The 19,482-nt window shown below is 66.8% G+C and carries 16 protein-coding genes and 2 tRNA genes; 6 read left to right on the plus strand and 12 right to left on the minus strand.

Features of this window, described 5'->3' with window-relative positions; all coding sequences use genetic code 11:
* Nucleotides 1–13: 13 nt before the first annotated feature.
* The 3 genes from AC1DD3_RS16905 to AC1DD3_RS16915 form a co-directional block, all read right to left on the minus strand.
* Nucleotides 14–1,585 carry a Na+/H+ antiporter gene (locus AC1DD3_RS16905; protein ID WP_230117504.1) on the minus strand — a complete coding sequence of 524 codons (1,572 nt, stop codon included), beginning with the start codon at nt 1,583–1,585 and terminating at the stop codon, nt 14–16.
* Between the two features lie 137 nt (nt 1,586–1,722).
* Nucleotides 1,723–2,382, minus strand: coding sequence for an NAD(P)H-binding protein (locus AC1DD3_RS16910; protein WP_230117503.1), 660 nt, complete (start codon nt 2,380–2,382; stop codon nt 1,723–1,725).
* Nucleotides 2,383–2,461: 79 nt separating this feature from the next.
* Complete coding sequence (locus AC1DD3_RS16915) at nt 2,462–3,022, minus strand: dihydrofolate reductase family protein (protein ID WP_230117502.1); 561 nt, start codon at nt 3,020–3,022, stop codon at nt 2,462–2,464.
* A 255-nt stretch (nt 3,023–3,277) separates the two neighbouring features.
* Between AC1DD3_RS16915 and AC1DD3_RS16920 the strand changes: the two genes are divergently transcribed.
* Nucleotides 3,278–4,009 carry an HNH endonuclease family protein gene (locus AC1DD3_RS16920; protein WP_230117501.1) on the plus strand — a complete coding sequence of 244 codons (732 nt, stop codon included), beginning with the start codon at nt 3,278–3,280 and terminating at the stop codon, nt 4,007–4,009.
* Between the two features lie 317 nt (nt 4,010–4,326).
* Here the strand turns inward: AC1DD3_RS16920 and AC1DD3_RS16925 are convergent, their stop codons facing one another.
* Nucleotides 4,327–4,884, minus strand: coding sequence for a TetR/AcrR family transcriptional regulator (locus tag AC1DD3_RS16925; RefSeq protein WP_230117500.1), 558 nt, complete (start codon nt 4,882–4,884; stop codon nt 4,327–4,329).
* A gap of 26 nt (nt 4,885–4,910) precedes the next feature.
* On the opposite strand from AC1DD3_RS16925, the gene AC1DD3_RS16930 reads away from it, so the two are divergent.
* Nucleotides 4,911–5,990 carry an SLAC1 family transporter gene (locus tag AC1DD3_RS16930; RefSeq protein ID WP_476882136.1) on the plus strand — a complete coding sequence of 360 codons (1,080 nt, stop codon included), beginning with the start codon at nt 4,911–4,913 and terminating at the stop codon, nt 5,988–5,990.
* A 189-nt stretch (nt 5,991–6,179) separates the two neighbouring features.
* Here AC1DD3_RS16930 and AC1DD3_RS16935 read toward each other — a convergent pair.
* The 4 genes from AC1DD3_RS16935 to AC1DD3_RS16950 form a co-directional block, all read right to left on the minus strand.
* Nucleotides 6,180–6,253: transfer RNA gene (locus tag AC1DD3_RS16935), tRNA-Met, on the minus strand.
* A 61-nt stretch (nt 6,254–6,314) separates the two neighbouring features.
* Nucleotides 6,315–6,386 (minus strand) — tRNA-Thr (locus AC1DD3_RS16940).
* 326 nt (nt 6,387–6,712) lie between these two features.
* Nucleotides 6,713–8,896: a DEAD/DEAH box helicase gene (locus AC1DD3_RS16945; protein WP_230117498.1), complete on the minus strand. Its 2,184-nt coding sequence runs from the start codon at nt 8,894–8,896 to the stop codon at nt 6,713–6,715.
* 431 nt (nt 8,897–9,327) lie between these two features.
* On the minus strand, nt 9,328–9,981 hold the full coding sequence (locus tag AC1DD3_RS16950) for an MOSC domain-containing protein (RefSeq protein ID WP_230117497.1): 654 nt from the start codon (nt 9,979–9,981) through the stop codon (nt 9,328–9,330).
* A gap of 242 nt (nt 9,982–10,223) precedes the next feature.
* Between AC1DD3_RS16950 and AC1DD3_RS16955 the strand changes: the two genes are divergently transcribed.
* Genes AC1DD3_RS16955 through AC1DD3_RS16970 form a run of 4 tightly spaced genes read left to right on the plus strand, consistent with a single transcriptional unit; the run spans nt 10,224 to nt 14,929 of the window.
* Nucleotides 10,224–10,922, plus strand: coding sequence for a Tat pathway signal protein (locus AC1DD3_RS16955; RefSeq protein WP_230117496.1), 699 nt, complete (start codon nt 10,224–10,226; stop codon nt 10,920–10,922).
* 2 nt (nt 10,923–10,924) lie between these two features.
* The gene (locus AC1DD3_RS16960) at nt 10,925–12,148 is read left to right on the plus strand and encodes a glutathionylspermidine synthase family protein (RefSeq protein ID WP_230117495.1); all 1,224 of its coding nucleotides are present in this window, start codon (nt 10,925–10,927) and stop codon (nt 12,146–12,148) included.
* Complete coding sequence (locus tag AC1DD3_RS16965; protein WP_230117494.1) at nt 12,145–13,671, plus strand: APC family permease; 1,527 nt, start codon at nt 12,145–12,147, stop codon at nt 13,669–13,671. The genes AC1DD3_RS16960 and AC1DD3_RS16965 overlap by 4 nt, the downstream gene beginning before the upstream one ends.
* Before the next feature lie 37 nt (nt 13,672–13,708).
* Nucleotides 13,709–14,929 carry an acyl-CoA dehydrogenase family protein gene (locus AC1DD3_RS16970; protein ID WP_230117493.1) on the plus strand — a complete coding sequence of 407 codons (1,221 nt, stop codon included), beginning with the start codon at nt 13,709–13,711 and terminating at the stop codon, nt 14,927–14,929.
* Nucleotides 14,930–15,006: 77 nt separating this feature from the next.
* Here AC1DD3_RS16970 and AC1DD3_RS16975 read toward each other — a convergent pair whose 3' ends face one another.
* From AC1DD3_RS16975 to AC1DD3_RS16990, 4 genes are all read right to left on the minus strand, one after another.
* Nucleotides 15,007–15,798: an SDR family oxidoreductase gene (locus AC1DD3_RS16975; protein ID WP_230117492.1), complete on the minus strand. Its 792-nt coding sequence runs from the start codon at nt 15,796–15,798 to the stop codon at nt 15,007–15,009.
* Nucleotides 15,795–17,162, minus strand: a complete 1,368-nt coding sequence (locus AC1DD3_RS16980) for a glycosyltransferase 87 family protein (protein ID WP_230117491.1) — start codon at nt 17,160–17,162, stop codon at nt 15,795–15,797. Before AC1DD3_RS16980 ends, AC1DD3_RS16975 begins: the two co-directional genes overlap by 4 nt.
* A 171-nt stretch (nt 17,163–17,333) precedes the next feature.
* On the minus strand, nt 17,334–18,812 hold the full coding sequence (locus AC1DD3_RS16985; protein ID WP_230117490.1) for an MFS transporter: 1,479 nt from the start codon (nt 18,810–18,812) through the stop codon (nt 17,334–17,336).
* Nucleotides 18,809–19,408, minus strand: a complete 600-nt coding sequence (locus AC1DD3_RS16990; RefSeq protein WP_230117489.1) for a winged helix-turn-helix transcriptional regulator — start codon at nt 19,406–19,408, stop codon at nt 18,809–18,811. The genes AC1DD3_RS16985 and AC1DD3_RS16990 overlap by 4 nt, the downstream gene beginning before the upstream one ends.
* Nucleotides 19,409–19,482 lie beyond the last annotated feature (74 nt).

Genomic DNA, 19,482 nt, shown 5'->3' on the forward strand with positions numbered 1-19,482 from the left:
CTGCCTGAATAGCCTATTCCGGCATGATCATGGTCCGCAGGTCGAGCTGGCGGAGCACCCTGTCCGCGACCTCCGGGTCCATGTCGGCCTCGTTGCGCGCGGCCACCACTTCCTGCCGGGCGGCGTCCAGGGCGATGGTCTGGACTGCGATGGCCAGCTCCCTGCCGCGCTCGCGTTTCTCGGCCAGGCTCTCGTTGCGGAGGCTGCCATCCAGCAGCTCGGCGTGCAGCCGCGTCATCTTTTCCTTCACCAGCGCAACCTTCTCCGGCGGCAGCTCCTTCATCAGCTCGGTGTCCTTGAGCGCCGCCACGGCGGCCGCCTGGGCCCGCCTGGCCAGAAGCCGGGCCGCGTCCCGCTCCTCGGTTCCGTCCTGGGACGCCTTCAGGACGCGCATCAGCCAGGGCAGCGTGAGCCCCGGCAGGACCAGCGTGGCGAGCAGCACCGCGCAGGCAATGACCAGCAGCTCGTCCCGCGCCGGGAACGGCGTGCCGTCCGCAAGCGTGAGCGGGAGAGCCAGCGCGAGGGCCAGGGTAGCGAGTCCGCGCATCCCGCACCAGGTCAGGATCAGCACCTCTTTGGCGGAGGTGGGCTGCAGCAGGTTCTTGCGCTTGCGCGCCGACAGGGCCAGCAGGCCGAGCCAGCCGAACCGCACGGCGAACACCAGGATGCAGACCACGACGGCGGTGCCCACCATGCCGAGGATGCCGGCACCTTCCTTGCGGACGACGTCCTGGATTTCGAGGCCCACGAGGCCGAACGCCAGTCCGGTCACGAGGAGCTCCACCACGTCCCAGAAGGCCGTCCGGGTCACCCGCTCGGCGGCGTCCTGCGGGCGGGAGTGCCGCTGCATCTCCAGGGCGGTGACCACGACGGCGATAACACCGGACGCGTGGAATTCTTCCGCCAGGATGTAGGCGGCAAACGGCACCACCAGGGTGACTGCGCTGCGGGCGACCATCGATTGCACGAGCCGGGTGATCAGCGACGTCAGCCAGCCCATGGCGATCCCGACCACGACCGCAAGGGCAGCGCCCACCACAAACAGCAGGACGACGTCGGGTCCTATCCTGGTGCCGCCAACAGCTGCAGCGACGGCGGCCTGGAAGATGACGATGGCCGCGGCGTCGTTGAAGAGGCCTTCGCTCTGCAGCACTGTGATCAGGCGGCGGGGCATGCGGACGCGGCCGGCAACCGACTCGACCGCCACCGGGTCCGGCGGAGCCACCATGGCGCCGAGTGCGATGGCGGCGGGGACGCCGATGCCCGGGATCATGAGCCACGCGGCGCCGGCTACCACCGCGGTGGAAATCACCACGAGGGCCACCGCGAGCATGATGAGCGTGCGCCAGCGGACCCGGAACACCGCCCAGGAACTGCGTTGGGCGGTGGCGAACAGCAGTGGCGGCAGGAAGATGGGCAGGATCAGCTCCGGCGAGATCTCCAGGTCGGGGAAACCGGGGATGAAAGTCAGCGCCACGGCCAGCAGGAGCATCAGGACCGGGTAAGGCAGCCGCAGCCGGTCCCCCAGGCCTACAGCCACCACCGTGGCGAGCAGCAGTCCGATAATGAGTGCCAGCTGGTCCATGTGCTCACTTTCCCCGGAGTGTTGGGCCCTGCGCCCCCGAAGCCGGAGGGCGAACCGTGCGATTCCACCCTACCGGGGGCCGGGCCGCACTCTTCGACGGCGGCCGCCCCGAGGGGCCTGCCGCCGCTCCGCCGGCGCTACTTGACCGGCTCCAGTGCGGCCGAGACCGGGAGGGTGCCGTCCCGGAACTCGATGGTCCGGCCTGCGCATCCCGGCAGGTCCAGCACGGCCGCGGCGACGATGGCCACGTTGGCCCGGGACGTGTTGGTTCCGGAGGCGGCGTCGGCGGGGTCCACGTCGATCAGGCCGTTCCCGGGGCCGTCGGTCAGTGAACCGGGGCCGAGGATGGTCCAGGACAGCGAGCTGCCGCGCAGGTATTCATCTGCCGCCGCCTTGGCCTCGGCGTAGGCATGGAAGCTGTGGCCGGCCGGCACGCCATGGTTGGGGCCCGCACCGAAGTAGGAGACCATGACGTAGCGGCGCACACCAGCCTCCGTAGCGGCGTCCATGGAGCGGATGGCGGCGTCGCGGTCCACCGCCAAGGTGCGTTCCGGGTTCCCTCCCCCGGCGCCGGCTGACCAGACCACGGCGTCGTGGTTCCGGAGCCCGGCGGCGATTTCCGCCGTCGTCGAATTTTCAACGTCAAGCACCGACGGCGACGCGCCGGTCGCTGCGACGTCCGCGGCGTGATCGGGGTTGCGGATGATGGAGGTGACGCTGTGCCCCTCTCCGGTGAGAAGGGCGGACAGCTGGAGGGCCACTTTGCCGTGGCCGCCGATGATTGCGATTCGGGTCATGCCTCCCATTCTGTCCCAGCGCGGGGTTTTGTCCCAGCACACGCTTTTGTGGCTGCGCGAGGTTGCGTGCCGGCACGCGTCAGGTGCGGTTGCCGTAGCGGAGGAACACGACGCCGTTGCCGAACCGCCGTTCTTCGAGCAGCTCAAGGTTCAGGCGGACGTCGTCGGGGAGGTACCTCTTGCCGCCGCCAACGGCCACGGGCGAGACGAACATCTGGAACTCGTCCACCAGCCCCGCCCTGATGGCAGAGGCTGCGAGCTCCGGGCCGCCCACCGCCAGGTCCTGGCCGGCTTCCGTCTTGAGCCGGCTGACCGCATCGGCACTGAACTCCCGTTCGATCCGGGTCCGCGCGCTGGCGGGATTCTGCAGCGTTCGGGAGTACACCACCTTGTCTGCTGCCTTCCAGAGTTGCGCGAATTCCTGGACATAGGGCGGTTCGCCGGTGAAGGCGCCGGGATCCTCCCAGGCGAGCATGACTTCGTAGAGCCGCCGGCCGTAGAGATGGGTGCCGACATCCCGCTGGCGCTCGTTGACGAAGGTGTGCACTTCCTCGTCCGGGACGCTCCAGTCGAAGTTCCCGTCCCGGTCCGCTGTGTAGCCGTCGAGCGACATGATTCCCGAGTAGATCAGTTTGGCCATGACGCGCCTCCCGCTTCCGCTTGCCTGCAGTCAGTCCGACGTTAGATTCGGCTGGTCCGGATTACAACGCCTGCGGATAACAGCGAACGGGAACCAACGCTGCCCGGCACAATTCCTCCGTCTCTGCCCCGGCCGGCGGCCAGTCGCAGCATTCACACAGGATTGCATCAAGACCCCATCAAGGATCGGTTTCGGGGCATTCCGGACTGTCATGCTGGTCTTCGCATCCATCGGTGCCACTTTTCATGAACTCAAATGGGGGAAACCATGCCGGCAGGCCGGTTCAAGCACGCCCGAATCCGGGCGTCACTCGCTACATTCACCAGTCCCGTGGTGCTGGGCCGGTCTCTCGCCGCGTCCGCCGTGGCCGCGGGACTTCTGCTCGCCGGGCTGGCCGTCCCGGCGGAGGCTGCCACAAACTACTCAGCGCCGCTGCGCACCGCGGCGCGGTCGCTCGCGGTGGCGGCCGAGAACAACGCCGGCTACGACAGGGCCCGGTATTTTGGCGATTGGAACGACACCAACCGCGACTGCCAAAACACCAGGCAGGAAGTCCTGGTCCAGGAGTCCAAAGCCGCCCTCGCTTACACCAGCCGCGGCTGCACCGCCAGCAGGGGAAGGTGGGTGACCTCCTGGGACAACCGTGTTCACACATATGCCTCAACGGTTCAGATAGACCACACCGTCCCCGTCCACGAGGCGTGGGGCTCGGGCGCGCGCTACTGGTCGCAGGCGCGCCGGGTGGCGTTCTACAACGATCTCGGCGACGCCCGGTCCCTCAGTGCCCAGACGTCGGCGCTCAACTCCGCCAAGCAGGCCAGGGGCCCGGAGTCGTGGATGCCTCCCGCGAACAGATGCGCCTACATCGGCCAGTGGATCGCGGTGAAGATCCGGTGGGGCCTGCGGGTGGACAGCGCAGAGAAGGCGGCGCTGATCCGGTATGCGGACTCCTGCCCCAACGTAAGGATCGGCGTCACCAGGGTCTAAGGCGTCGTGCCGAGCCGGACAGAGACTGAAGCGCCGGGGAAAGCCCCGCGCCGCCCTACATGGCCGCGCGGGGCATTTTCTTGTTCCGTGCGCCCGGGTCCCAAGGTCGATGACGTACCATCCGTCTACCGCGGCCGTAACGGGTCTCGATCATCTACGGCGCGGTAGGTGGCCCGCTCTGGTTCACGGGGAATGAGCGGGCCACCGCCCCTGCTTGGTGCGCGCGGCGGGAATCGTCGATCGGCGGATAGATGAAGTCTTCACGGCATCAGACTGACCGGCTCGCGGCCAGGTCTAAACGTGGATTCTCTTCGGCATCACAATCCGTCCACGATGCCGTCGATAACGCCGCGGAACCTCTCCGACGGCCCACCTGCCTTGACGAGCACGCTAAGCCCGATCACGCAGGCAAGTAGTTGGCTAGCGGCAGTGTCGGCAACCCGATCGACAGCGAATTCTCCAGACTTTTGCCCCTGCGCGATTGCTTGCCGAAACACCGCTTCGATTTGCGTGAAGAGGTCGTCCGCGATGCGATTCACGTCGACGTCGGCAGGGCCGAGCTCCGCGGCAGCATTGACCATGACGCACCCCCGCTGGTGCTCGCCTACGCCGGCAAGGACAATCATCGCCTCTTTGAGACGCGGCCCAATCGGCCCGGGCGCTAAGAATAGGTCTGTCAGGTGCTCGAGTCGCCTCTCGCTGTAGCGCCGAAGAGCACGCATAAACAGGGCGTGCTTGCTCTCAAACGTGTTGTAGAGACTGCCTTTGCCGATCCCCAGCTCACTGGCCAGCTCCTGCGGTGTGGTCCCGGCGTACCCCTGACGCCAAAACAGTTCCATCGCCTTGTCGACGGCCGTGTCCGTCTCAAACTGCATCGGTCTACCCATGGAAACAGGGTAACTTGCATGTTATTGTACTTCAAGGTCAAAAACTGCTGATGGGACCGACCAGTGGTCCTCTTACGCCCTATCAGGAAGGCATTCCGTTGTCTGCTCAGCTGCTCTCGGCGCACGTCCCCTCTGCGACAAGCGTGCGCACGCGCGTCCCGTTGAACACTCTCGCCATTCCCCTGGGCTTGGCGGGACTCGCCCAAGTTTGGTCCGCGGCGACCTCCGCGCTCGGCCTCCCCTTCGAGCTCGGGCAAGCGTTTTGGCTGATCGCTGCGATCTCCTGGATCTGGAGCATCGCGGTGCACGTGTATCGCGGCGCGCGCACCGATCAGCCGCTCTCTCATCAGCTCACGCACTTCGCTCAGGGTCCGCTTGCGGCATTGCTTCCCATCGCCGCGATGCTGCTTGGAGCGGCCCTTCACCGCACGATTCCGATGGCCGGAACCGTGCTGACGTTGATCTCCCTCGCCGCCGCGGCCGCGTTCGCCGCATGGATTCTGAACTTCTGGATGCGCGGCGAGCTGCCACTGGAATCCGTTCACGGCGGGTACTTCCTGCCCATCAGTGCAGCCGGTTTAGTCGGTGCACTCGCTGCCGCAGAGACGGGGCCTCACTGGCTCGCCGTGGGAAGCTTCGCAATCGGCATCTTCTTCTGGATGGTGATCTCCGTGTTCTTCTTCCTCCGGCTCGCGCTCCGTCCAACCATGCCCGCACCGCTCGTCCCGACACTCGCGATCATGATGGCTCCCCCGGCCGTCGCGTCAGCAGCGTGGCTTACGATCTCCGGCGGCCGACCCAATCACGTCTTTGAGGGGTTGACGGCGATGACGGCGATGATGGTGTTGATCCAGGTGATGCTGTTGCCGCGCTACCGTGCACTGCCGTTCTCGATCGGCTTCTGGTCATTCACCTTCCCCGCGGCGAGCGTAGCTGCGCTAGCAATCACGTGGTTGCACTTACTCCAACCCTTTGCCTGGCAGGCCATCACAGTTGGAGTGCTCGCCGCCGTTACGCTCCTCGTCGTCTCGATCGCGACGAAGTCGATCCTCTTGCTCATCGCCACAACCCGCGCGTCACGCGAAGGTCCATAACGCCCGCATACGCCCGCCTCCAGGCTGAAGCTGCGATCGAAAGCAGCCCGTGGTCAGCAGGGATGCACGCTCATCGCGGCCGGCGTCTCCGCTTGCGTCATCCAGCTCCAAGGATGTACCCGGATGTCTCTGCCTGGGGAAAGGCACAAAAAGCCCCCGGAATCTCTCGGATTCCGGGGGCTTGTCCTGTAGCGGTGGGGAGGCTCGATCTCCCGACCTCACGATTATGAGTCGTGCGCTCTAACCAACTGAGCTACACCGCCACGAATGAGAAAAACCTGTGTCAAGCCGGTCAAGACCGCCCTGACACAGGCCCTCATTCAGAGCCCCCCACCGGAATCGATCCGGTGACCTCGTTCTTACCAAGAACGCGCTCTACCACTGAGCTAGGGGGGCAACGAGTAAATACTCTACCGGAAGATTTCCCACCCAACAAATCGGCGGAACAACGCCTCCGGAGCCGACGAAACAGTTGCGTCGGAACCATTTTTATGGCCTTCAAAACGCCCGCCTGGCGCCCCTGGATTGCAGTCCGGACGGCGCCGTTGCGGACACCTGACAGCGTCTCTGGAGGCCCCGCGGCTGCCACCGTCCGCCGGTTCCGGCCCCACGCCTAAACCTCCCTCAGCCGTTCCTTAAACACGCAGGGACCGGCTCGAAAGCCGGTCCCTGCGTGTTAGCCGGGAACTACTGCCGGGGAGCTACTACTCCCCAAACACCTGTTACCACTTGCCCTTGCGGTTGAAGTCGCGGTGTCCGCCTTCGTTGCCGTGGCGGGGCTTGCGTGCACCGTCGCCGTGGCCGCCGAAGCGGGAATCACTGGCCTGGCCGCGGTTTGCACCGGAGTCGGCGCTGACGCCGCGCTCCGCGCGGTCGCTGTAGGAGCGTCCGCCGCGGTCCGCCGAGGAACGCTCGCCGCCGCCGGCGTAACCGCCGCGGTCGCCGTCGTTCTTGCGGAATTCCTTCTTGAAGCCGCCGTTGCCCTTGAAGTTGCCGCCGCGGTCGCCGCCACGGTTGCCCTGGTAACCGCCACGCTCACCGCCGCCACCGGAAGGCTTGCGTCCGTTGTCCAGCTCGAGGTGGATCAGCTCGCCGCCGATCCGGGTGCGGGAGAGGGCACGCAGCTGCTCCGGGCTCAGGTCCGCCGGCAGCTCCACGAGGGAGTGGTCCGAACGGATGTCGATGCCACCGATCTGGGCCGAGGAGATGCCACCCTCGTTGGCAATGGCACCCACGATGGAGCCCGGCATGACGCGCTGGCGGCGTCCGACGGCGATCCTGTAGGTGGCGTTGCCCTCGGTCAGAGTGCGGGTCGGGCCACGGGAGCCGAAGCCGTCCTTGGCGCGTTCGCGCTTCTGGTACTCGGGAGCCGCCGGCAGTTCCTTGACCAGGAGCGGCTGACCGCCCTGCGCCATGACGGCAAGTGCTGCAGCGATCTCCGACGCCGGAACGTTGTGCTCTTCCTCGTAGGACGAGATGAGGTCGCGGAAGGCCGCAACATCCTCGGACTCGAGAGTCTCCGTGATGCGCTCGGCGAACTTGCCCAGGCGCAGCGTGTTCACGGTTTCGGCGGTGGGCAGGTGCATCTGCTCGACCGGCTGGCGGGTGGCCTTCTCGATGGAGCGCAGCAGGTACTTCTCCCGCGGCGTCATGAAGAGGATCGCGTCGCCCGAACGGCCTGCACGGCCGGTGCGGCCGATGCGGTGGACGTAGGACTCCGTGTCGTGGGGGATGTCGTAGTTGACCACGTGGCTGATGCGCTCAACGTCAAGGCCACGGGCCGCGACGTCGGTGGCCACCAGGATGTCGATGCGGCCTTCCTTCAGCGCTTCAACAGTGCGTTCGCGCTGCTGCTGCGGGATGTCGCCGTTGATGGCGGCAGCCTGGAAGCCGCGGGCCTTCAGCTTGTCAGCCAGGTCCTCGGTGGCCATCTTGGTGCGGACGAAGGCGATGACGCCGTCGAACTCTTCGACCTCGAGGATGCGGGTCAGGGCGTCGAGCTTGTGCGGGCCCATGACCTGCAGGTACCGCTGGCGGGTGTTGGCGCCGGTGGTGGTCTTGGACTTCACCGAAATCTCGGCCGGGTTGTTCAGGTACTGCTTGGACATGCGGCGGATCTGGCTCGGCATGGTGGCGGAGAACAGTGCCACCTGGCGGTCTGACGGGGTCTGCTGGAAGATCTGCTCCACGTCTTCGGCGAAGCCCATGCGCAGCATTTCGTCGGCCTCGTCCAGCACCAGGTACTGGAGCTCGGACAGGTCCAGGGAACCCTTGGCAATGTGGTCGATCACACGGCCTGGGGTACCGACGACAACCTGCGCACCGCGGCGCAGGCCGGCGAGCTGGGGGCCGTAGGCGGAGCCACCGTAGACGGGGAGGACGGTGAAGTCATCGATGTGCTTGGCGTAGGAGGTGAAGGCCTCGGCAACCTGGAGCGCGAGCTCGCGGGTCGGGGCGAGAACCAGGGCCTGCGTCTTGCGTGACGGGCCGTTAAGGTCGTGGAGCTCGGCCAGGCGGGACAGTGCCGGTACTGCGAATGCTGCAGTCTTACCGGTGCCGGTCTGGGCGAGGCCCACGACGTCGCGGCCTTCAAGCAGCAGCGGGATGGTTGCTGCCTGGATGGGGGACGGCTTTTCGTAGCCGACGTCCTGCAGGGCGGCCAGGACGCGGCCGTCGATGCCGAGATCGGCGAACTTCACGCCTTCTTCTTCGTCTTCCTCGGCCTTGGCTGCGGGAGCATCGGCAGGGGCGGGCTCTGCTGCGGGAGCATCGGCAGCGACGGCCTCTGCTGTGGGAGCGTCGGCGGGCTCTGCTGCGGGGGCAGCGGCCTCAGTGAATTCGACGGTCGCGCTCTCGGTGTTGACCGTGTTCTCGGCGTCGATGTTGTCGTTGTGATTTTCGGGCATAGGGAAGTTTCCTCATCCATAGGGGGCCAGGCGGCACAACCCGAGGTGAGCGGAGCCGCAGTACATGTGCCGTGGGTGCCGGGCATACATTGACCGGCCGGTCACGTAGAAGTCCGGCGCTTTCGCAATCCCGTGGCAGGACTTCCCGCTGCATCTCTTGGCTGCTATCCCAGCAGTCTGTACAGCGTTTTCTTTAGCCGGCTCTCCCTATGAAAATGCCCGCATCACATTTGCGGACTCCAACACTTGCCAGTCCTGCCTCAAAAATTGGGCAGGAATAAGGGATTTCCGGAGTGGGGGATATTTCAAGTGTAGGGCATACTTCCGCCCATGGGTAACCGAGGGTCCCGCAGGCTTCGGTGAGCTTGCCCACACGACGGTCTTCCGCCGTCGTTCTTCCCCGCTTTTTTGGATGCCGGCAGCCGCCGCGGCTAGCTGCCGACGCGGCGCAGAAGCTTCTCGAATTCGTCGTGGTACTCGGGCTGGAGACGGATTTCTCCGTCGGCATCGGCGTCACGGAGTGCCTCCATGGCTTCAACATCCGGGTGGCTGAACCACCGGCCAACGGTCACTCCGTGGCTCGGAACGAAAAGCTTATGGATGTGGTCCCCGGCCTGGATGGAGCCGGTGCGGATCACCCGAAGGTAGGTGCCCACGCGTCCGGCCTCGGTGAAGCGCTTGACCCACTGGCTCTCCCCCATGCGCCGCTGGAAGGCAGCGCACGGAACGCGCGGCGAGGTCACCTCGACTTCGACGTCCAGGCCGATCTTCCAACGCTCGCCGATGACGGCGCCGGTGGTCTCGATGCCGGCAACGCGCAGGTTCTCACCGAATATGCCGGGCGGCAGGTCGCGCTGCAGTGCACCGACCCAGTAGTCCGCATCGGCCTGGGAGTAGGCATACAGCGCCTGGTCCTCGCCGCCGTGGTGGATCCTGCTGGCCTGGATATCGCCGTGCAGGCCAAGTTTGTGCACCTTCACGGGCCCTTCGACAGGGCGTTTGTCGATCGCGGTGACACCCACGCTCCCCTCATCAGGCAGGAGCTGGTGTACCCGGCAGACGGCAAGCAGAGTGGCGGTGTCCATGGCAACAGTCTAGGTTCTCGGGACTGTGCCGTATGCCGTGTGCCGATAGTGGCCCGTCCCACATATTTGTTAGCGGCACGCCGGTGCAACTACTAGGCTGACTGCAGGATTCCGTTGCGGGCGCCGCCCGCTCAAGACGGCACGCCACCGGCGTGAACTGATCCGCCGTGACTAATCGATGCAGTGACTTAATCAATGACTTAATCAGAGTGACCCGACAGCATGGACCAGCAGGGGGACCCGTGAACCCGGAGAAAGACCCGCCGAAAGACCGCGACGGCGATGCGCGCGACGATGCGTCCGCCGCCGGCGCGCCGAAGCCGCCGCCGTGGCAGGTGCCCAAGCCGGAGCTCCGGCCCGAGCTGCTGGACCCCGAGTTGTTCAAGCCCTCCGGACAGCGCCCGGGGAAGCCCGGCAAACGGGGCCGCGGAAAGCCCGGCTCCACGTCCCAGGCTGGCCCCTCCGGCGAACCGGGGCAGCCGGACTTCCCCGCGCCGAGCCCCATCATCGACCCCTTCGCCCGGGAGCGCGAGCGCGAACTGAACTCCGCAGCGGCCCGGAAAAAGCGCTCGCAGCGCCGCACCGTGGTGGTGGGCCTCGGCGTGACGGCGCTGCTGGCCGGCACCATCACGGCGATCGTCGCCAGCAATGAGCAGGATGCGGACTACGCGCAGGTCTGCTTCAACGACGAGACCGGCGAACGGGTGGAGGACACCCAGTGCAACAGCACAGCTGGCCGGGGCGGCGGCCTCTACGCCTGGTACTTCTACGCCCGGGGAGCAAGTGTTCCGGGCGTGGGGCAGAACCGGTCTTCCTACCCGAGCTTCACCAGGACGGTTCCGCAGGGGGCCAAGACGTCCACGGGATACAGCAGCAAGGGCGGCACCGTCAGCAGGGGCGGCTTCGGCAGCAGCTCCAAGGGCGGAAGCACGGGAGGCTAGGGGTGAAGAGACTTTTCGCAACGCCCCGGCCGGACTGGAAACAGAAAATCGAAGAGCAGGGCCTGGTTTTCTCGACCACCACCATGCCGGACGGCAAGAAAATCGAGTATTGGAACGAGTCCGCCTACTACGAATTCACCATGGACGAGGTGGAGGCCCTGGAGCAGACCGCGGAGGACATGCACGGGATGTGCCTTGAGGCCGCAAAGTTCCTGGCCACCGGAGCCATGGGACCCATAGGCATCGGCCAGCAGGGGCTGGAACTGGCGGCCGAATCGCTGCAGGCCGGGGACATGGACATCTACGGCCGCTTCGATTTCATCTACGACGGCCAGGGCGGCGCCGCCAAGATGCTCGAGTACAACGCCGACACGCCCACGGGCCTGATCGAGGCTGCCGTGGCCCAATGGTTCTGGCTGCAGGACGTGTTTCCGGACAAGGACCAGTGGAACGGCATCCACGAGGCCCTCATCCGGCAGTGGAAGAAGCTTCAGTACCGGACCGGCATGAGCACCCTGCACATCGCCCACTCGGAGGCGGAGGAATCCGGGGAGGACTGGATGACCGCCGCGTACATGCGTGACGTCGCCAGCCAGGCGGGCTGGACCACCATCGGCATCAACATGTCAGACATCGGCTGGGACCCCAACCTGAAACGCTTTGTGGACCTGGACAACTTCATGATCAGCACCATCTTCAAGCTCTACCCCTGGGAGCTGATGATGAAGGAGCCCTTCGGCCACCGCCTGCTCGAGCGTGCCCACAATCCGCGCTGGGTGGAGCCGGCCTGGAAGATGCTTCTTTCGAACAAGGCGCTGCTCGCTGCCCTTTGGCACCTCTACCCCGGACACCCGAACCTGCTGCCGGCCTACCTCGACGGGCCCGGGCCCCTGAAGGAGTGGGTGGCCAAGCCGCTGCACGGGCGGGAGGGCGACAACATCAGGATCCACGCCGAGGGCATCAGCCTGGAGCAGCCCGGCGGCTATGGCCGCGAGGGCTGGTGCTACCAGCAGTTCCACCGGCTGCCCGACTTTGACGGCAACCACCCCGTCCTTGGCCTGTGGGTGGTGGACGGCGAGTCCGTCGGCTGCGGCATCCGCGAATCGGACGGCCCCATCACCGACTACTTCTGCCGCTTCGTGCCAAACACCATCGACGCACCGGCGCCCCTCTCCATCCAGGCCCACTCCGCGGCCAACTCCAGCAAGGCAGGTATCGCACTATGAGCACCGGAACCACGACGGCGGGCGGCGGCGCCGGAAACCGGCCGCCTGGCGCGGTTCCCGGCAAGGGGCTGCGCGCCGGGATCCTGGACCTCGGCGACTCCGTCATGCTGGGCCTGGCCTCGACCGCGCCGGTCTATTCGCTCGCCGCCACCTTGGGGCTGATTGCGGCTGTGAACGGGAACTACACCGCACTGGTCCTGGTCTTGGGCTTCATTCCCGTGCTGTTCATCGCGTACGCGTTCCGCGAGCTCAACAGTGCCATGCCGGACTGCGGCACCACCTTCATCTGGGCCCGCAACGCCTTCGGTCCGTGGGCAGGCTGGCTGGGCGGCTGGGGTGTTGCGCTCGCCGGCATCGTGGTCCTGGCCAATCTGGCGCAGGTGGCCGGGCAGTACCTGTGGCTGCTGGTGGGCGACGGTTCCCTTGCGGAGAACAGCCTGCTGGTCACGGCTACGGGAGTTATGTTCATCGCCTTCATGACTCTGGTGAACTACCGCGGGATCCGGCTGGGCGAGCATGTGCAGCGCGTCCTGACCTACGTGCAGTACATCTCGCTGGGCATCTTTGCGGTGGCCATCATTTTCAGGATCGCGGGCGGGGCATCCACCAGCGCCACAGCCATACAGCCGTTCGATATCGAGTGGTTCAATCCCGCGGGCGCCTTCGCTGATCCGGGCGCGGTGGTCCACGGCTCCCTTCTGGCCCTGTTCATCTACTGGGGGTGGGACACCTGCCTTGCGGTGAACGAGGAAACGGAGAACCCGTCCACCACTCCGGGCCGCGGCGCCGTCATCTCGGCCTTCGTCCTGGTGGCCATCTACGTGTCCATGGCGCTCCTGGTGATGATGTACGCCACCGTGGGGTCCGAAGGGATCGGCCTCGGCAACAGTGAGAACCAGAGCGACGTCTTCCTTGCCATGAAGGACGTGGTCCTTGGCCCGTGGGGCTGGCTGATCGTCGTCGCCGTCCTGGCCTCCGTGCTCTCCTCGACGCAGACCACCATCCTCCCGACAGCACGCGGCACCCTCTCCATGGGTGTCCACGGCGCGTTGCCGCCCAAATTCGGCGCGGTCCACGCCAGGAATCAGACGCCCGGTTTCTCCACCCAGGTGATGGGAGCAGCGGCGGTTGTCTACTACGTTGCCATGAGCTTCCTCAGCGAGAACCTGCTCTCCGATTCGATCAGCTCCATCAGCCTGTTCATCGCGTTCTACTATGCCCTGACCGGCTTCGCGTGCGTCTGGTACTTCCGGCGCACCCTCCGCAATTCTGCCCGCAATCTGTGGTTTCGCGCGATCCTGCCGCTGATCGGCGCCGTGCTGCTCACGGCAGCCTTCTTCGTCTCCGCGGCACAAATGTGGGACCCGGCCTACGGGGACAGCCAGATCTTCGGCGTCGGCGGGGCGTTCGTCAGCGGCGTGGTGCTGCTCGCCCTGGGAGTGGTGCTGGCCGTGGTGTGCCGGTTCCTGCCGTCCACGCGGAACTACTTCCTGGGCAGGCAGCAGGTCTCTGCCAGTCAATAGCCCCAGCCAGGGTGGCGCCAGCCCGTAGGATGCTGGCATGAGCAACGACGCCCTTGATCCCGCTGCAGCCACGGCCGAGTACGGTCTCCCCGATCCCTCTGATGTACTGGCGCTGGATTCGCTGCTGAGCCATGACGAGCTCGCCCTCCGGCAGCGGATCCGCGACTTCACCGACCAACAGATCCGCCCGGACATCGCCGACTGGTATGACCGCGGCGTCTTTCCCCAGCACCTCCCCGCACAACTGGGCGAACTGGGTGTGCTGGGCATGCACCTGGAGGGCTACGGCTGCCCTGGCCGCTCCGCGGTGGAATACGGCCTGGCCGCCATGGAACTGGAGGCCGGCGACTCCGGGATCCGCACCTTCGTCTCGGTGCAGGGCTCGCTGGCCATGACCGCCATCCACAAATGGGGCTCCGAGGACCAGAAACAGGAGTGGCTCCCCCGCATGGCCGCCGGCGAGGTAATCGGCTGCTTCGCGCTGACCGAGCCGTCCGCGGGTTCTGATCCGTCGTCCATGACCACCACGGCCAGGCAGGACGGCACCGGGGAGGACGCCGCCTGGATCCTGGACGGCGCCAAGCGCTGGATCGGGCTCGCCTCCATCGCCGACGTCATGGTGGTGTGGGCCAGGACCGACGACGGCGTCCGCGGCTTCCTCGTGCCGGCCGGCACTGCGGGAGTCACCGCCGCGCCGATCGGCAGGAAACTTTCCATGCGCGCCTCCGTCCAGTGCGATGTAGTGTTCGACGGCGTCCGGCTGGGACCCGAGGCCCTGCTGCCGGGCGCGGTCGGACTCAGCGGGCCGTTTTCCTGCCTCAACGAGGCCCGCTACGGCATAGCCTGGGGCGCGATGGGCGCCGCCCGTGACTCCTACGAGGCGGCCCTGAACTACTCGATGGAACGGATGCAGTTCGGCCGGCCGCTCTCCGGTTACCAGCTCACCCAGGAGAAGCTGGTGAACATGCTGCTGGAAATCCAGAAGGGCACCATGCTTGCGCTGCACCTGGGCCGTCTCAAGGATTCCGGCAGGCTCCGTCCCGAACAGATTTCGCTGGCCAAGCTGAACAACGTCCGTGAGGCCATCAGGATCGCCCGCGAGGCACGGACCATTCTGGGCGGCAACGGGATCACCCTGGACTACTCGCCGCTGCGGCACGCTGCGAACCTGGAGTCCGTCCGCACGTACGAGGGAACGGACGAGGTCCATACCCTGATCATCGGACAGCACATCACCGGGCTGTCCGCCTTCCGGTGACGAGGTTGGCAGGAGCCGCTGGTTGAGCTTGTCGAAACCGGTTTCGACAAGCTCAACACCGACGCGCGCTAAAGCACTCAGGCCGAGAAGCCGCCGTCGGCTTTGATCAGCTGGCCCGACACCCAGCGTCCCGCCGGGGACAGCAGGAAGGCGACGGTGCCCGCTACATCCGCCGGAGTCCCAAGCCGGCCACCGGGCTGGCGACGGGACAGTTCCTCCCGAAGCTCCCCGTCCATCCAGCCGGTGTCCACCGGCCCCGGGTTCAGCACGTTCGCCGTGATGCCCAGCGGGCCCAGTTCCCGGGCGGAGGCAATGACGATCCGGTCCAGCGCCCCCTTGGACGCCCCGTACGGCAGGTTGAACGCTGTGTGGTCGCTGGTCAGCGCGACGATCGCACCGCCGTCGTCGGCTGCCTGCCGGGCGAATGCAGCGATCAGCTGCCAGCTGGCGCGCGTGTTCACGGCGAAGTGACGCTCAAAGCTTTCCAGCGTGGTGTCCAGGACGCCCGAATCAACGGACTCCGCGTGGCTCAGCACCAATCCGTGGAGCGTGCCCGTCTGTTCCGCGATGCCGGCCATCAGCCTGTCCACGGCCTGCGGATCCTGGAAATCGGCGGGCAGTGCCAGCACCCGGGCACCGATGGCTTCCAGCTCGGCGGTGAGCTGTTCGACGTCGTCAGGCTGGATTCCCCAGGGCATGCGGGCGTCGTACTCCTGCCAGTAGGTCAGGACCAGGTCCCAGCCGTCGGCAGCCAACTGCCGGGCGATCCCGGCGCCGATCCCGGCCAGCCGGCCGGTGCCGGTGACGAGGGCCGTTTTGCGCTGGGGTTCAACCGCCTGGAGTTCCGCGTGGTCGGGTTCAAGGCTCATGCCGGCAGCTCCGCCACTTTGCCCCGCCGCAGCACCACGAGCCAGCAGGCCATGATGGCCACGGCACAGAACACGCCTGCGCTGGAGGCCATGATCCACAGCCCGGGCGTCTGGATGTTGAGGTTCCCTGCCCCGAACGCGGTGCCGATGGTCTTGGGCGAGAAGAGGAACACAATGGTTGAAACCCCGAGGACTACTCCCATGAGCCAGCGCATCAGCCGATGACGGTGAGGAGTCTCGCGCAGGGTCCAGGCAAATGCAGGCAGCACCGCCGCTATCCAGACCCAGTGGTGGGACCACGAAACGGGACTGACGAGCAGCATGGTGAGGGCCGTGGCGGAAATGGCCACCACCCTGGAGCCTTGGTCGCTGGCGGACTTGATGACGGCCGCGCCGAGGGCCACCACCAGGAGACTCAGGACCAGCCAGGGGAGAGTGACTCCGGCAGCAGGAACACCGAAGTGCAGCAGCGCCCCTTTAATAGACAGGTTGTCCACGTAGCCTGCCCCGCCGATCCGGGAGGTGTCCGGAATGATGTCAAGCCAGAATTGCAGGGACTCTGCGGGTCTGATGAGCCAGCCCAACAGCACGGTGGAGGCGAAGCCGGCGCCCATGTTCAGCAGCCCGCGCCAGTCCCTGCGCACCAGGAAGTACAGGCCGAACACCAGGGGTGTCAGCTTGATTCCGGCCGCCACGCCCACCAGGAAGCCGCTGCCGGGCAGGCCTCGGCTCCAGCGCGGGTTGCGGGCCAGGAGGTCTGCCGCCATCATCCCCATCAGGAGGATGTTGATCTGGCCGAAGGCCAGGGTCTCGCGCCACGGGCCCAGGTTGAGAACAGCCAAGAGCAGCACAACCGCGCCCAGGCGGTTGAGCAGCGAGGGCAGCGTGGCGGAGGCAAAGGTGCTGCGCCAGTCGGACTTGGCGTTCCAGTAGCGGACTCCGCGCGCCGCCACCCATGCGGCGACGGCCACCCCGGCGGCGTTGAAGAGCAAGAGGGCCGTTTCCTGCGGCAGCCTGGCCAGCAGGCTGAAGAGGAGCGCCGCGAACGGCGGATAGGTGAACGGAAGTTGCGGACCACCTGCCCATTCCAGTGTCAGACGGTAGAGGCCCGACGGCGCGAGGCCGGCTTCGTTCAGGACCTTGCCGCCGTGCCAGTAGACGCTGAAGTCCAGGCCCTTCTCGCCCCACGCGTCGAGCCGCGATGAGATGAAGATGGCGGCGGCCAGCACCGCGAGCAGCGTCAGGAACTCCGCGGAGAGCACCGCGGCCAAAGGACGGCGCAGGCGCCCCTCCGGGCCGGCGACCCTTCCGTCTTGTGCGTCAGCGGGCGTACTGCCTTGTGCTTGGGCGTCGAGCAGTGCCATTCAGTGTCCCCCTGATGTGCAATCCTGCCGAAGCGTGGATCCTGTATGTGCGCCTGCTGCACGCGTTTTGCGCCGTGCCGCAGGACCCGCGCCCGACCAGGCGCCACCCGCTCATTCTACTGACCGCTGGCCGCTTGCTCCGGCGCCCTCGCCGCTGCGGACCGCAAAGTATCAGGCAGCGCCGGCGGCGACCGGTGCAGGCTGCGCCTTGCCGGCATCCTTGCGCATCGTGGCGCTGATGACCGCGGCAATGGTGCACATCGCGGCAGCGGCAAACCACGCGTAGGTGTATTGGCCCGTGGCGTCGCGGATCGCCCCTGCGGCCAGGGCTGCCGCTGCGGCGCCGAGCTGGTGGGCTGCGAAGACCCAGCCGAACACCACGCTGCCGTCTGCGCCGAACACCTTGCGGCAGATGGCGGCCGTGGGCGGCACGGTGGCCACCCAGTCGAGGCCGTAGATCACCACGAACACGATCATGCTGGGCTGGACCGAAGCGCTCAGGAGCAGCGGGAGCACCAGCAGCCCGATCCCGCGGAACTGGTAGTACACGGCCAGCAGGATCCTCGGGTTGAAGCGGTCGGTCAGCCACCCGGAAGCGATGGTGCCCAGGATGTCGAAAATCCCGACGACCGCCAGCAGGCCCGCCGCGGTGGTCTCCGGCATGCCGTGGTCGTGGGCGGAGGGAATGAAGTGGGTCCCGATGAGTCCGTTGGTGGTGGCGCCGCAGATGGCGAATCCGGCCACGAGTGCCCAGAATGTGCGCACCTTGCTGGCACGCTTGAGCACCTGCAGCGCGCGGACAGCCGCGTTGCCGCTGGGCTGGGCGGCGGATCCGGTGACCGCAGTGACAGCGACGGCGTCGGCGTCGGCCGGAGGGGCGGACCCCGGTTCCGAGTCGCTGACCGACGCCTCCGCGCCGTAAGGCAACACCCCGACGTCGGCCGGCGAGTTCTTCAGGAACTTCAGCACCAGCGGGACTACCGCCAGGGCGCCGGCCGCGATCAGGAGGGAGGCCTGGCGCCAGCCGGGATCCTGCGCCAGCATGGCCATGAACGGCAGGAAGACCAGCTGGCCGGCGGCGCTGCCGGCGGTCAGGATTCCGATCACCAGCCCGCGGCTCCTGGCGAACCATGTGTTGGCGATGGTCGCCGCGAACACGAGCGCCATGGAGCCGGTCCCCAGTCCGATCAGCAGCCCCCAGGTCAGCAGGATCTGCCAGGACTGGCTGACCAGCACGGTCAGCGCGCTGCCGGCCCCAATCAGGACGAGCGCCACGGCCGTCACGGCGCGGATCCCGAACCGTTCCATGAGGGCGGCGGCGAACGGGGCGGTGAGGCCGAACAAGACCAGGTTGATGCTGACAGCTGCAGACAGCACCGTGGTGGACCAGCCGAATTCCTGCTGCAGCGGGACCATGAGCACGCCGGGCGCGGCCCGGAAACCGGCGGCGCCAACAAGAGCCAGGAACGCCACGGACGCCACAATCCAGGCCGGGTGCAGCCGGCGCCGCCGCGGCGTCCCGGGGGTTGCGGTCTGCGTCCCGGGGGTCGCGGGCTGCGTCCCGGGGGTCGCGGGCTGCGTCCCGGGGCTTCCGTGTTCCTGGGTTCTGGCGTCCGGGGCTTCGGCTTCGCTCACTTCGTTGCTGCTCATGCTGCGGCCCCTTGTTGTCCGGTTGCTTCCGTGGCGGCGGGTTCTGCTTGCCCGTGCTCTGCTTGCTCGAACCCTGCTTGCTCCTGCCCTGTCGGTTCCTGGTCGGAATCGGGCGCGGTTGCCAGCGGTACCGGCCTTCCGGTGCGCGTCAGGCTGTGCCAGCTCGTGTTGTCGGCCGTGAGCCGCTCACCGCATTCCACGCAGGTGTCCGCCGAGCTGGTCCGGTGCCCGCACCGCGAATGGATCACGTACATATGGGCAGCTTCGGACGGTGCGGGGAGATGCTTTTCCGCCCAGATCACCACGGCGTTGAGGACCGGCAGCGCATCCTCGCCCTTGGGGGTAAGCACGTACTCCTGGCGGGTGCGGCCGCCGTCGTCATACGGTTTTTTGGTCAGCAGCCCGGACTCGACGAGGGCGGCGAGCCGCTTGGTAAGGACCGAATCCGCCACCCTGAGGCGCTCCTTCATGGAGTCGAAGCGGCCGTTGCCGAAGAACACCTCGCGCAGGACCAGCATGCCCCAGGGGTCGCCGAGAATGTCGAGGCCGCGGGCCATGCTGCAGGTGCGTTGGGACCAGTCCGAGCGGAGTGCCATGAGGCGAGCCTAGATGACTTTCTTGAAGAAAGCCAGGCCCTGGGCGTTGAGATGGGCATTTCGCGGCAATCCGC

This window comes from Arthrobacter sp. 05T444, assembly GCF_056395905.1.

Coding starts and splice junctions, on each gene's coding strand:
- AC1DD3_RS16970 (WP_230117493.1), top strand. CDS start 13,709: ATGAGCAACGACGCCCTTGATCCCGCTGCAGCCACGGCCGAGTACGGT.
- AC1DD3_RS16945 (WP_230117498.1), bottom strand. CDS start 8,896: ATGCCCGAAAATCACAACGACAACATCGACGCCGAGAACACGGTCAAC.
- AC1DD3_RS16965 (WP_230117494.1), top strand. CDS start 12,145: ATGAGCACCGGAACCACGACGGCGGGCGGCGGCGCCGGAAACCGGCCG.
- AC1DD3_RS16905 (WP_230117504.1), bottom strand. CDS start 1,585: ATGGACCAGCTGGCACTCATTATCGGACTGCTGCTCGCCACGGTGGTG.
- AC1DD3_RS16985 (WP_230117490.1), bottom strand. CDS start 18,812: ATGAGCAGCAACGAAGTGAGCGAAGCCGAAGCCCCGGACGCCAGAACC.
- AC1DD3_RS16950 (WP_230117497.1), bottom strand. CDS start 9,981: ATGGACACCGCCACTCTGCTTGCCGTCTGCCGGGTACACCAGCTCCTG.
- AC1DD3_RS16915 (WP_230117502.1), bottom strand. CDS start 3,022: ATGGCCAAACTGATCTACTCGGGAATCATGTCGCTCGACGGCTACACA.
- AC1DD3_RS16910 (WP_230117503.1), bottom strand. CDS start 2,382: ATGACCCGAATCGCAATCATCGGCGGCCACGGCAAAGTGGCCCTCCAG.
- AC1DD3_RS16925 (WP_230117500.1), bottom strand. CDS start 4,884: ATGCAGTTTGAGACGGACACGGCCGTCGACAAGGCGATGGAACTGTTT.
- AC1DD3_RS16975 (WP_230117492.1), bottom strand. CDS start 15,798: ATGAGCCTTGAACCCGACCACGCGGAACTCCAGGCGGTTGAACCCCAG.
- AC1DD3_RS16920 (WP_230117501.1), top strand. CDS start 3,278: ATGGGGGAAACCATGCCGGCAGGCCGGTTCAAGCACGCCCGAATCCGG.
- AC1DD3_RS16990 (WP_230117489.1), bottom strand. CDS start 19,408: ATGGCACTCCGCTCGGACTGGTCCCAACGCACCTGCAGCATGGCCCGC.
- AC1DD3_RS16980 (WP_230117491.1), bottom strand. CDS start 17,162: ATGGCACTGCTCGACGCCCAAGCACAAGGCAGTACGCCCGCTGACGCA.